A 14,739-nucleotide genomic window follows, 5' to 3' on the forward strand; every position below is an offset into this window, starting at 1 on the left:
TCAATTCATACAAAAAAAATATTGTTGATGAGATAAAATGCCTTGACTTTTCCCTAAAATTACGTTATCATCAATCGTTCGTTACCTCATTACTTTAAGGTGTATCTATGTTCTTCAAAAAATTTTTTCTCTTGAAAAATCTTTTGCTTCCAATAAGCATTTGTATTTTCCTATTCTCTTTCCATCTTGATGCTCAACCGTTAAGCGGAACATCCGGCAGAGAAGCCATGCGTGCAACAATTACGTGGCAACAAGCAGTAACCGCATCCGCAGTTTCGACGATTGGAATTACAAAGAACGCGAAAGTCCCGAAGAAACATAAACTTCCTCGTAATCTTCCAGTCCCGTTCGATGCCGGAAATGCAAGCGATGTTGCACAGCCGGAAGTTATCACGCCTGCAGAAATCAATTCTCCCTCTCCACCCACAGCCGCGAACTTTGAAGCGCTCCCCGATAACAACACTTCTATTCCTCCTGATGTCCATGGCGCTGTCGGGGTGAATCATTTGATGACGACATTAAACTCTCAGGTTCGTATTCAGGATAAATCAGGAGTAACAGTCAGCACTGCTTCGCTCGATGGTTTTTGGACGACGCTTGGTACGCCTGACGCGTTCGACCCGAAAATTATGTATGACCCGTACAACAACCGGTGGATGTTCACGTGCGTAGCGAACGCGTGGGAAGCAAATTCTGCCATCCTGATTGGAGTAACAGCAACGAACGACCCGACAGGTACTTGGTATTTATTTTCTGTTGATGCTCATGGAAGTAATTTGTCGTGGGCTGATTATCCGAGCATCGGTTTCAATAAGGATTGGATTGCTGTGCAAGTGAACATGTTCACGATGGGTGGGGCGTTTGATAATTCCAATGTTTATATTTTTAAGAAATCAGATTTGTATGCAAACGTTGCGGCAACACACACGCTTGTCGCGCTTGATGCGAGTTTTGGCGGCACTCAAGTTCCTGCGCATACGTTTGATAATTCGTTGACAACACTTTACCTCATTCAAGATTGGAACGGCAACTCAAGTGGAAGCGGATACTTACGCCTCTACACAATTACGGGAACTGTTGGTTCGGAAGTAGTAACTCCGGGCGCGTTTGTTGTAACAGCGAACCCGTGGCAGGAAGGCGCATCGAGCGGCACTGATTTCGCACCGCAACTTGGAACGGCAAATAAAATTGCTACCAACGATTCACGCATTCAAAATGTCGTTTATAGAAATGGTTCTCTCTGGACGACACACACAATATTTTTGCCGGCAAGCGGAACGACAACCCGCAGTTCTGTTCAATGGTGGGAAGTTTCAACTGCGGGTGCAATCGTTCAGCGTGGCAGAGTGGACGACGCAACGAATACAAACTTCTACGCGTTTCCAAGCATCGGCGTCAACAGCAGTGAAGAAGTAGTTCTCGGATATTCAAAATTTTCTTCTTCGATATATGCAAGTGCGTCTTATTCTTATCGTTCTTCTACCGATGCCGCAAGCACACTGCGTGATGAGGCATTGTTGAAAGCCGGTGAAAATACGTACTACAAGAAATTTACAGGTACGGAAAATCGCTGGGGCGATTATACAAACACCTGTGTTGACCCAACCAATGATTTGGATTTATGGACGATTCAGGAATATGCTTCGGCAACTGCCAATCGTTGGGGAACTTGGTGGGGAAAGATTGCAACGCCTGTTGTTCCGTTCAGCGGAGCGAGCGCGCCGGATTACAGGAACGACAACGCGTCGAGCGGAGTCATCAATCTTGGTTTTACTTTTACATTGTACGGAACTTCTTACACGCAGGCGTACATCAATAACAACGGTAATATTTCTTTCGGCTCGGCGGTTGCAACTGCTACGCCAACTACCTTTCCGGCAGTTTCTGCTTCACCGATGATTGCTCCTTTTTGGGCTGATGTTGATACGCGCGGCGCATCGAGTGGATTGGTGTATTATGTTCTTGGTTCTTCAAGTTTGTCAGTCATTTGGAACGGTGTCGGGTACAACAATCAACACGCTGACAAGGTGAATACTTTTACATTGACAATCACCGACGGGACAGATGCGACAATTGGTGTGGGGAATAATGTCCGATTCACCTATGGCGATATGCAGTGGACAACCGGGGATGCATCGGGAGGAAGCAGTGGCTACGGCGGAACTGCGGCGACGGCGGGAATCAATAAAGGAGATGGTTCTGCTTATATACTTCTCGGTCGGTTTGATAATTCATCGGAGGCGGACTTTCTTGATAATAAAACATTCACGTATGATGTTTCATCAACTTCAAGTATTGCTGATTGGACAAACCGGTACGATTATTCACTCAAGAAAGCGGAGGATGTTGGATTCGCAATTCCGACAGTTGCGAAGAAGTTAGCGCACAGTCTCGCAGTTGACGCGGCGGGGAACAGTTACGTTGCCGGTTACAGCGACGGCGGAACAGGGAAGAAGTTCGACTACGTAACAATTAAGTATGATGCGTTTGGAAATAAGTTCTGGTCATCACGGTACAATTACAGTTCGGTCAATAAAGATGATAAAGCGTATGCGGTTACAGTAGATGCAAGCGGAAATGTTTATGTAACCGGTGAAAGCGATGGAGGTACATCAAAAATGGATGCACTCACTGTGAAGTACGACCCGCTCGGAAACGAACTTTGGACGGCAAGATATAACAACGGTACTGTAAATAAGAAAGAAGCAGGATACGCTATCGGACTTTCACCCGCCGGAGATGTTGTTTATATCGCCGGAGAGACGGATGGCGGAACTGCAACAAAAAATGATTATTTGATTGTAGCGTATGCGACTTCTAACGGCACACAACTTTGGGCAACAACATACAACGGATCGAGTAACAAAGTGGATAAAGCATATGCGCTAGTTGTTGATAATTCCGGCAACGTAATCGTGACTGGGGAAAGCGACGGCGGAATTACGAAAACTGATTATGCAACAGTGAAATATACAGGAGGCGCGGGCGGTGGTTCGGTGGTTGCTGGATGGCCCTCACGGTATAATCAATCAAGCAAAAAAGATTATGGCTTTGCCGTTACGGTTGATGGTTCAGGAAATGTGTATGTTACCGGTGCGAGTGAAAGTTCAACCAAGTTTGATTATGGAACAGTGAAGTACAATTCAGGCGGAGTTCAACAGTGGGCGAGTGTGTATAACAGTTTTGCGAATAAGAACGATGCCGCCTACGCACTTACACTTGATGGAAGTGGAAATGTTTATGTAACTGGCGCGAGCGAAGGAAGTGTAACGAAATATGATTATGCAACAGTGAAATATAATTCTTCCGGCGCTCAACAATGGGAAGCACGGTATAATGGTGGGAAGAATGATTATGCCCGTTCAATCGTCGCGTGTGATGCTGAAGCGGCTGTATTTGTCACCGGTGGAAGTGAGCAAGGAAGTACAAAGAAATTTGATTACATCACCCAAAGACTTGCAATGATGGACGGAACATCCGAGTGGGTAGGGGATTACAACAGTGCTTCATCAAAAAATGATGTTGCATACAATATCGCTGCTGCCGCATCAACATGTGCGTTGATTGTTGCCGGCACAAGCGATGGAGGAACGACGAAGCTTGATATTGCAACTGTTCATGGTTCACCTGATGCGGCATTACCGGTTTCTAAAACAACACACAAAGATATTTCATCGGAAAGTGAATTAAACACAGAGGATTTTATTTTGTCAAGCAACTATCCTAATCCATTCAACCCTGTGACAGTTATAAGTTATCAGTTACAAGGTAAAAGTGTTGTCAGTCTTAAAGTGTTTAACGTGCTTGGACAAGAAATTGCTACGCTGATAAACAACGAGGAAATTGAAGGAGGTAGGCATGAAACAACCTTCAATGCAACCGGATTATCGAGCGGGGTGTACTTTTATCACCTACATGCTGGAAATGAATTTGCAGTCAGGAAAATGTTGCTCGTTCGATAAAGGTAAAAATCGCGGAGGGAGATTTCATTTAAGATGCAATTTCCCTCCAAAACAACGACATACTTTTTACAATCGGAAAACCGATTCTCATTTCTGAAATTTACAAAGGGAGTTTTCATCAGGAATGAAACAAATTTGTATTAAAACTAATATATTGTTTCATTTTTGTTCATTTTCATCTATAAAATTTCTATCCAGGTGGCACGTTATTAGGTTTATTTCAACCCTTTAGAACTACTTTTTTTTGAAAGAAAAATATGAAATGTTCCTTGTAATTTTATAAAAAAGCAGTTATACTTAATCGCGTTTTCAGGTTCGTTTAACGCAAGATTTTAGTCTTACTTATTTTAACTTACATTAATAACAATTTATACTCACGAGGAGAAAAACAATGAAAATAGTTACTCTCATTTTAGTGACTCTTCTTGCATTTAACTTTGTGTACGCGGATGATGTTGAATTCCGTGTGAACATGAAGATAAAAGCATTGAAAGGCACCTTTAATCCCACAACCGCGACAGTTTCTGTTCGTGGTAGTTTTACTGATTGGGGAACTAATCCCGTAACCATGTTAGATGGGAACAATGATTCCATCTATACAGTTACAGTTGATATTCCAGCTTCTACAGCAATCCAATTTAAATTCCATTACAATCCGGATGATCATTGGGAAGGCGTTTCTAATCGCCAGTACACTGTTCCAAGCGGCGGTGGTTTTTATGAAGCATATTTCGATAACGATGAATGTCCGCCAACAGTTGCAAAAGATATTGAAGTTACATTTTCCTGCAACATGGAATTAGAAAGACTTTCAGGAAGATTTAATCCCGGCACAAATGCAGTTCAGGTACGAGGAAACTTCAATGATTGGGGTGGCACACCAACTGTCATGACACCGAATCCATTAAATCCCGACATCTATGAAGCAACGATCACAAGAAGTTCGATGGTCTGTGATGAGCTTCAATTCAAATTCTGGTACCAGAGTGACAACTGGGAGAGTGTTGATAATAGAAAGATTGAAATCACTCAAGGTGTTTATGATGATGGATTTGTGAGCTTCGAAGGTTCGTTCAACAATGGAACATTAGAAACGGTCTTAAACCAACCTTGTATTGTAAAGTTCAAGGTTTATATGCCGGGTGCAATCTCTGCAATTTCTGGTAATCCATTTCCAGTTATCAATACAGTTCACATTGCTGGAAGCGCTGCACCATTACAGTGGCCCGGCACTGGTTGGCCCGATAGCCATGCAGTGAGAATGATTCAACTATATGATGACGCAACCAACGGTGATGAAACTGCTGCAGATGGTTGGTATTCAAAGGATTTGACAATTCCTGCTTATACTGTTCTCAGCGCTCAGTTTAAATATGGTGCCAATTTTGCTGATGCAGTTAATAATGGAGGTGGTAATGATAATGAGAACGGTTTCGGTAGTAATCATATCTTGAATATGACTCGCTACATGACTCAAGTTACCGTTTCTGATACATTCGGAAAGATGGGGAATTCACCTAAGTCAAATGCAAAATATGCTTATACATTTAATGTTGATATGAGCATAAAGGCATTAAAAGGAACATTTAATCCCGTAGGTTCTACTGTTAGTGTGCGAGGTAATTTTACAAATTGGGGCACAAATCCAATTACCATGACTGATGGTAATAACGATTCAATATATACTGTAACAGTGGATATAGCAGGGAACGAAGTTCTTAATTTTAAGTTTCATTATAATCCAGGTGATGTTTGGGAAGGAGACCCGCATCGTACCATCACAAACGTAGATGGTGGTTCGTTTACTGATTTCTTTGACAGAGATGCATGTCCGCCAACAACCGCAGTCAATGTTGACCTCGTCTTCTCCTGCAATATGGAATTGGAACGATTGTCAGGAAGATTCGACCCGAACACTGATACGGTTTCTGTAAATGGTAACTTCAATGGCTGGGCTTCTATGACTACTATTATGACTCCTAATCCATTGAACCCGGATATTTATGAAGCGATATTCCCCAGAATGTCCATGCTTTGTGATGAAATCCAATTTAAATTCTGGTATCAGGATAATAATTGGGAAAGTATTGACAACAGAAAGTTCAACATTTCACAAAGTCAATACGACGCAGGACTTGCAGAATATTCTGGCTCGTTTAACAATGGAACGTTGGAAACAGTGTTGAATCAGGCATGCACGGTAAAGTTTACAGTGTATATGCCGGGCGCAGTTTCTGCAATTAGTGGAAATCCATTCCCTGTAATTAATACTGTTCACATCGCCGGAAGTGCGTTACCGTTACAGTGGCCCGGTGATGGTTGGCCCGATAGTCATGCAGTGAGAATGATTCAACTCTATGATGATGGAACAAACGGTGACGTAACTTCATCTGATGGTATCTTCTCAAAGGATATTACCTTTAGCGCATATACAACATTACAACCGCAGTATAAATACGGCGCTAACTTCGCTGATGCAGTAAACAACGGAGGTGGCAACGATAACGAAAATGGATTTGGTAGCAACCACATACTGAATTTCACTCGCTTCATGGTCAGTGCGACCGTTGTTGATACCTTTGGTCAAATGGGTAGTTCGGAAATGACGAATGCAGTAGAAGGTACAGTCCTCTCAATTGCAGATAAATGGAATATGGTTTCCGTTCCTCGCGAAGTTACAAATTATGCAAAGACAGCAGTATTCCCGACAGCAACAACCGATGCATTCGGATTCAGTAATGCCGGTGGATATGCCGCAACTGCAACATTGGCAAATGGTCCAGGCTACTGGCTAAAATTCTCAGGCGCTCAATCTGTTCAGGTCAATGGTACAAGCATTCTTTCCGATGATTTTACAGTAGAAGCAGGTTGGAATATGATTGGTTCTATCAGCACGAACGTGTTGACAAATACCATCACCAGCACACCCGGTGGAATTGTAACATCACAATTCTTTGCATATGACAATGGCTACAACGTAGCAAGTGTTATTGAACCAGGAAAAGCATATTGGGTGAAATCTTCATCAGCAGGAACTCTGACTGTTTGCAATCCCTGCACGTTTAATGCAAAGAACGCAATCAAGATTGTCCCGACGAATGAATTACCTCCGCCTCCGCCTCAGGCATCAGAAAATGTAGTTGATGCAAAGCCGACAGTATTTTCACTGAGCCAGAGTTACCCGAATCCCTTCAACCCGACAACGTTGATTAAGTATTCATTACCAAATGATGAATATGTCACGTTGAAAGTGTTCAACCTCCTCGGTCAGGAAGTTGCAACATTGGTTGATGGAGTTCAAGAAGCAGGATACAAGTCGGTCGAGTTCGATGCATCGAATTTGCCGAGTGGTATTTACTTCTATAAATTATCCGCCGGTTCCTTCAGCGATTTGAAGAAGACCGTATTGATGCGGTAATTTACACTTGTTCTTTTTGAAACTATTGTGATGATGTTGTGTAAATTTCATTAATCACAATAATTACAAGTGAATGTTCTAACCCATCCCGTCCCGCTCCGCAGGACGGGATGGGTTTTTGTTTTGATAGTCCAACGAAATCTTTCTATATTTGACTCCCTTTTAATAATTACTCAGAATGTCCGAACAAACCCAAGAACAAAACACCATTCCATCTCACGTTGATGAGATGAACGAGTTGATGAAACGACGCCGTGAGGAGTTGGAAGAACTCAGACGGCAAAACATCAATCCCTATCCGTACGAATTTCCCAGAACACATTTCTCACACGAAATACTTTCTCAGTTCGAAGATGATGCCCCTCAACAGAATGTATCTGTCGCCGGGAGAATTATGTCCATACGTCGTATGGGAAAAGCCTCGTTTTGTCACGTTCAGGATTCTCAAGGGAAAATTCAGGTTTATCTGAAAAGGGATGAAGTAGGTGATTCATACGAATCATTCAGGTTGTTGGATATTGGTGACATCATCGGAGTGGAAGGTTATGTTTTCCGGACGAAAATGGGAGAAATTTCCATTCATGCAAAGAAATTCGAGTTACTTTCAAAATCGCTGAGACCACTACCGATTGTCAAAGAAAAAGTAGATGAGCAAGGGAACAAGCAAGTTTTTGACCCGTTTTCCGACAAAGAGTTGCGCTATCGTCAACGTTATGTTGATTTGATTGTGAATCAAGGAGTGAAGGAAGTATTCATCAAAAGAACAAAAATCATGAACACGATTCGGAAGTTCTTTGATGAACGAGGGTACCTGGAAGTTGAAACGCCTATTCTTCAGCCGATGTACGGCGGTGCGTTTGCCCGACCGTTCATTACCCATCACAACGCACTCGATATTGATTTGTACATGCGCATCGCGGATGAATTGTATCTCAAGCGACTCATCGTAGGCGGCTTCGATGCAGTGTATGAATTTTCCAAAGATTTTCGAAATGAAGGAATGGACCGTTCGCACAATCCTGAGTTTACGATGCTTGAACTCTATGTCGCATTTAAAGATTACAAATGGATGATGGATTTGGTCGAGCAAATGGTGAGTATGGTTGCGCTCGAAGTGAACGGTTCGATGAAGTGTAAGGTCGGAGAGAACGAAATTGATTTTACCCCGCCATGGAAACGCATAACAATGTTTGATGCAATCAAAGAATACACAGGAAGAAATCTTCGCGGAACGACTGAGGAAGATGTCAAGAAAGTGATGAAAGAATTGCATCTGGAAATTGAACCGGGAATGAGTTGGGGTTCAATGATTGATGAAATCTTCTCTGAGTTTGTCGAACCGAAATTAATTCAACCGACATTTATCACTGATTACCCGATTGAAATGTCGCCGCTCGCGAAACGCCATCGCACCGAAGCAGGACTTGTCGAACGGTTTGAGGTGATTGTCAATGCTCATGAATTGTGCAATGCATTCAGTGAGTTGAACGACCCGCTTGACCAACGGTATCGCTTTGAAGAACAAATGAAATTGAAAGACAAGGGAGATGAAGAAGCACAGATGCTTGATGAAGATTTCCTCCGGGCATTGGAGTACGGAATGCCTCCGACTGCAGGACTTGGAATCGGCATTGACCGACTGACAATGGTATTAACGAATCAGGATTCAATTCGTGATGTGCTGTTCTTCCCTCAGATGAAGCCGGAACATTGAGATGATAAAACATATATCTGTATTTTTTTCAATCCTGTTTTTAGGAGGTTTTCTCCATGCGGGAACGAAAGGAATTTTGGATGGGAAAGTAATTGATAAAGACACGGATGACCCTCTTATTGGCGTCAGCGTGTTAATCATCGGAACGAGTATCGGCGCTGCAACCGATGTCGAAGGAAGATTCATGATTAGTAATGTTGATGCCGGAACATACGATGTTCGATTTACCAGCGTTGGATACCAATCAACAGTCATGCGCGGCGTTGTTATTCGCCCTGATTTAAGGACGACCTTGACCGTTACGCTGTCACAATCTACTCTTGAACTGAAAGAGATGGAAATTACCGCCGAGCGCCCGTTAATTGAAAAAGATGTTACGAGCACGAATTTTTCCTACGGTGGTTCTCAGGTGGAAAAACTTCCCGTACGTGATGTTCAGGAATTAATGTCACTCTTTCCGAGTGTAACTGCTGAGGGGAACGTTCGCGGCGGTAAAGCGTCTGAGGTAGTTTATCTTGTTGATGGACTGCCGTTGCAAAATGTCATTTCCGGCGGGATGACTTCATCCCTTCCGAAAAGTTCTATTACGGAATTCTCTGTTCAGACAGGAGGTTACGAAGCGGAATATGGTAATGCCCTCTCAGGAATTGTGAACATCATTACAAAGCGCGGTAACGACAGACACTCTTCCATTCTTCGAATAGAAAAAGATAACTGGCTCGCAGGTGATTGGAATTCTCAACACAACAAAACAACAGAAGCCGAACTGACGTTATCCGGTCCGATTGTTCGCGAGCAATTGCATTATTTTAGTGCGAACACATATCACACGGATGATACACGATGGTGGCAGGACTTCACAAAGTTTTTTGATTCGCCCATTACAAATGATTTCAGTGGGATGACGAAATTGGATTATGGCATCACTTCGAAAATGAGATTGTCTGCCCAAACAATTTACTCATTCAGAAAATGGAAAGATTATGAATTTAGTTGGAGGTTTAACCTTGATGGTTTACCGGGACGGAGTCGAACATCTGACCGAACTTCAATACTGTTCTCACACACGCTTTCTGACGATGTACATTATTCACTGAATTTGAGTTACTCGTATTTATTTAACAGCATAGGCGATGGAGACAAAAATTCTCTTGACCTGACGCCGTATAATTATGATTTCTTTCTACAATATGTTGTGAGTGGAAACAGAGCGTGGTGGGCTGAGACGAAACAAAATATTATGACTGCGAAGGGCGACTTGGTAATTCAACCGAATCCACTCAACTTGCTGAAGTTCGGGTTTGAAATCAACCAGTATGATATTTTTTCCGACCTCGTAAAGTACGAACCTCAGCGAACATATTTCGGGAAAATTTTAGTTGATGAGCCGTTGTTGAATTTTAGTACAAGTTATCAATATTATCCTCGTTCGGGTGCAATTTATTTGCAGGATAAGTTACAGGTTGAAGCAGACGGAGCGACAGTGAATCTTGGTTTCCGATGGGATTTTCTTGACCCTTCGAGCGAACGGCCGGTTGTTGAAAATGTTCTTGTTGATTCGGCAAACGGTCAATATCAAACACAACTCACCAAGTTTGTGAAGGCATCAATGAAGCAACAACTTTCACCGCGTATGGGGTTGTCGTTTCCTCTGACATGGAATGTTTTGGTGGTGATGAATTACGGACACTATTTTCAATTTCCCTTGTTTGATTATTTGTATTCGGGAATTAATCCATCGCAGCTGCGGAGTGGCGTTAACGTACTTGTGGGAAATCCTGATTTGAAACCCGAACGCACACATGCCTGGGAAATCGGATTCAAGTATGGGTTTGATGAGAAAGACATGGTCAGTCTTACGTATTTCAAAAAAGAATTTATTGACCAGATAGATTCAAAAACGTTCCTGGCATCGAAAGCACGTTCTGCCGGTGACTATGGTTTTGCTGAGTACGTGAACAATGCATTTGCGAATGCTGAAGGAATCGAAGTGGTTTTTATGCGCCATCGAAGTGAAGATATTGCCGGTTCAATCGGGTACACGCTTATGCGAACGGAAGGCGTAAGCGATTATGTTGACCAAGGTATCAATTTGCATCAGTGGGGATTTCCGGTCGCGAACACTCCGTACCCGTTAAGTTGGGACCAGACTCACTCATTAAAAATTGAATTGGATTTGAATTTACCGTTCGATATTTCCGGGAACATCATGTGGTCGTACAGTACGGGTAAGCCCTACACATATTTCCCGACCCGCGATGGTTTTACAGCGCTTGATACAACAAGAGTGTTCATTCCGAACAACGAACGTCTTCCATCCAGTAGTACACTGAACATGAAATTCTCGAAACGACTTCTCCTTACTCCGGGAACTGCTCTGATGTTTTATGGAAGCGTCAATAATTTATTCAATTCGTTCAATGCTCGATGGGCTGATGCCAATGGCAAAATCGGAGGACAATTAGCCGATCCTTCAGCGTACTATGAATTACGAAGGGTTGCATTTGGCATTAAGTACGAAATGTAATCAGAGAATAGTGATGAAGCCGAGAATCAGTATTATCATCCCAACATTAAGTGAAGAAAGAGTTTTGGAGAAGACACTTTCTCAATTCACTCCACAATTACGAGAGCGTTTTCAACTTGAAATTATTGTGAGTGATGGCGGTAGTACAGACAGGACTCTTGAAATCGCTCATCAAAACGCTGATAAGGTTATTGACTCGAACGAGGTAACACCTCAGACGATTGCTATGGGGCGAAATCTCGGTGCTACAATTTCAGAAGGGGATATTCTCATGTTCATTGATGCTGATGTAATGATTGAAAACATCGAACATTTTTTTCAAACTCTCCATCAAACGCTCGAAAAACGAAATGCAATTGCTGTAACATGTAATGTTCGGGTGTATCATCAGGAAGAAACACTGGTCGATAAAGTATTTCATCAATTCTACAACAAATATTTTTATCTGCTGAATATTATTGGAATCGGAATGGGGAGAGGAGAGTGTCAAATCATAAAAAAAATTTATTTTGAACGCGTGGGCGGATTTAATGAACAAATGGTTGCCGGAGAAGATTTCGATATCTTTACTCGTTTGAAAAAATTCGGTAACGTTATTTTTGAACACGCTCTTACGGTTCGAGAGTCACCGAGAAGGTATCGGAAATTCGGTTACCTTTACATCAGTGGCTTGTGGTTTCTCAATGCGATGAGTGTGATGATATTTAGAAAATCTGCTGTCACACAATGGAAAGTAGTTCGATAGAAGAAATGACTATGATGAATTTTCAACACTCAACAACAACTCCTTTGCGTAGTGTTTTTCTTTTCTTTCTTTTCGTAGGAATGTTTTCACTCTCCTGTAAGGAAGAATTACCTGTGTATGTTCCACCGGAAAAAGTACTTTCAGTAAAGGTTGAACTTGTTGAACAACTTGCAGATAGAATTGCACCGCCGGGTGCACAGATGATTCGGATTAAACTTGTCGGTGAAAATATTTATGATGAAGTATTTTTCGATACTGTAAATATTCGCGGGACGATGAAAATCTCATGGCTTCGTAATCCAGGGCGGGAGCGGACGATTGAGTTTGGCGAGCGAGATTTTTTGAATCAAGATCTTATTTCAAACAAAAAAATGATGCTACTCCCCGGTCAACAGATTGGGTTTCAATTCTACTGGAATCTGAAAGGGGATGATAGCGTTTATTTTCCGAGAGAGATGAATTATGTCTATGCGTTTCGACGTGAATGTGCAAGACATCTCGGATATCAAGTTATCTGTTCAGACCCGGAAGAAATGATCGTTCAAGGTGAATTGTCAGTCTTTAAAAATCTCGAGGTAATTTCTGTGTCACCATTTCTCTTTACAGTTATCGGAAAAGCAATGGTCTACCCAAATGGTGGATTGCCCTGATTTAAGGTTGAATAAACTCAAATTAGACAATTGTCATTTTGGCTGTGACTTCTTCATTTGCCTTTCAAACGATTTTTAGATATACTCACATAGAATTTTTTAAAATATCATGAAAAAACGGTTTTCTTTCTCAATTACAGCCATATTGTGCATTCTTGCTCTTCTTTTAGGAATGCAACTCGATAGCCTGATTTCGGGCGATAATCTTTTCGAGCAGCTGAATAAATTTAAAGAAGTACTAAGCATTACTGAAAAATTTTATGTTGAAGATGTTGATACTCCGAAATTAGTTGAATCGGCTATCAACGGTGTACTGGGAGAACTTGACCCACATTCCATTTATATTCCACCTAAGCAATTAGAACGCGTTACAGAAGATTTTCAAGGCGCGTTTGAAGGTATCGGAGTAGAGTTTGATATCATCAATGATACGTTGCTTGTTGTTTCGCCTATTCCGGGCGGACCGAGTGAAGCGTTAGGAATAATGGCGGGTGATAAAATTGTCAAAATCAATGACTCAAGTTCAGTAGGAATAACACGAGAGAATGTTCCTAAAAAGCTACGCGGTCCGAAAGGAACTCATGTCAAAGTTTCCATAGTCCGAGCTGACGAAAAAGGGTTGATAGAATTCGATATTACACGTGACAAAATTCCGCTTTATAGTGTTGATGTTTCTTTTATGGTTGATGAAACAATCGGGTATATCCGTGTCAATCGTTTTTCAGCAACAACGCACGATGAATTTGTCAAGGCAGTTGATAAGTTACGCAGTAAGGGGATGAAAAAATTGATGCTTGATTTGCGTGATAACGGCGGTGGGTATCTTGAACAAGCGTTCAAAATGGCAAATGAATTATTACCCGGTAACAAGAAAATCGTTTATACAAAAGGACGGATTGAAAGATTCAATGAGGATTATTCAAGCGACGGAAGCGGAAAGATTACCGATGTTTCGCTCATCGTTCTTGTCAATCGCGGTTCTGCATCTGCAAGCGAAATTGTTTCAGGCGCAATGCAAGATTGGGACAGAGGATTAATTGTCGGTGAGACGACCTTCGGAAAAGGATTAGTCCAGCGTCAATTTGATTTACCTGACAAATCAGCGTTCCGTTTAACGATTGCAAAATACTATACGCCTTCAGGAAGACTGATTCAACGACCATACGATAACAAAGATAGAACTGCTTATCGTCATGCCGACATTGAAGAAGTAGAAGGGGAAAATGTAGAACATTCGGTTGAAAATGATTCGTCACGACCTGAATTCAAAACGTCGGGTGGAAGGACAGTGTTGGGTGGTGGTGGAATTACTCCTGACTATATAATTAAATCCGGGAAATTGACTAACTACACAGCAGAACTTCGCCGTAAAGTAATATTCCTTGATTACGGAACGAAGTACATGGAGAGAAACGGTAAAAAAATCCGTGATGAATTTGAATCTGATTTTTCAAAGTTTATGAAAGATTTCAAGGTAACGGATGAAATGGTTTCTGAGTGTATTGAAATTGCTACGAAGAAAGATATCAAGAAAAATGAAGAAGAATTTGTAACCGACACCGGGTTTATCAAGGCGTATATCAAGGCGCAAATTGCCCGAAACATCTGGGGTAATGAAGGCTCCTATCCTGTAATCCTTGCTGAAGATAGACAATTTCAAAAGGCATTGACGTTGTTTCCTGAAGCAGAAAAAATTGCAGGATTGCATTAAGTGTTAGTTTGA

The 14,739-nt window shown here is 41.9% G+C and carries 7 protein-coding genes; all 7 read left to right on the forward strand.

The annotated features are described in order from the left end of the window. Positions 1–107 precede the first annotated feature (107 nt). Positions 108–3,962 carry a T9SS type A sorting domain-containing protein gene (locus HY960_09330; protein MBI5215944.1) on the forward strand — a complete coding sequence of 1,285 codons (3,855 nt, stop codon included), beginning with the start codon at positions 108–110 and terminating at the stop codon, positions 3,960–3,962. Between the two features lie 391 nt (positions 3,963–4,353). Then, positions 4,354–7,380, forward strand: a complete 3,027-nt coding sequence (locus HY960_09335; protein MBI5215945.1) for a T9SS type A sorting domain-containing protein — start codon at positions 4,354–4,356, stop codon at positions 7,378–7,380. A 178-nt stretch (positions 7,381–7,558) separates the two neighbouring features. Continuing rightward, positions 7,559–9,094 carry a lysine--tRNA ligase gene (gene lysS / locus HY960_09340; protein ID MBI5215946.1) on the forward strand — a complete coding sequence of 512 codons (1,536 nt, stop codon included), beginning with the start codon at positions 7,559–7,561 and terminating at the stop codon, positions 9,092–9,094. 1 nt (position 9,095) lies between these two features. Then, positions 9,096–11,621 (forward strand): TonB-dependent receptor, encoded by a 2,526-nt coding sequence (locus tag HY960_09345; protein ID MBI5215947.1) that lies wholly within the window; start codon positions 9,096–9,098, stop codon positions 11,619–11,621. A 13-nt stretch (positions 11,622–11,634) separates the two neighbouring features. After that, complete coding sequence (locus HY960_09350) at positions 11,635–12,366, forward strand: glycosyltransferase (protein MBI5215948.1); 732 nt, start codon at positions 11,635–11,637, stop codon at positions 12,364–12,366. 11 nt (positions 12,367–12,377) lie between these two features. After that, a complete protein-coding gene (locus tag HY960_09355) occupies positions 12,378–13,016 on the forward strand; it encodes a hypothetical protein (protein ID MBI5215949.1) in 639 nt (212 codons plus the stop codon). 109 nt (positions 13,017–13,125) lie between these two features. Next, a complete protein-coding gene (locus HY960_09360) occupies positions 13,126–14,727 on the forward strand; it encodes a S41 family peptidase (protein ID MBI5215950.1) in 1,602 nt (533 codons plus the stop codon). Positions 14,728–14,739: the final 12 nt, after the last annotated feature.

Source organism: Ignavibacteriota bacterium (assembly GCA_016212665.1).
Taxonomy (GTDB): Bacteria; Bacteroidota; Ignavibacteria; order UBA10030; family SZUA-254; genus FW602-bin19.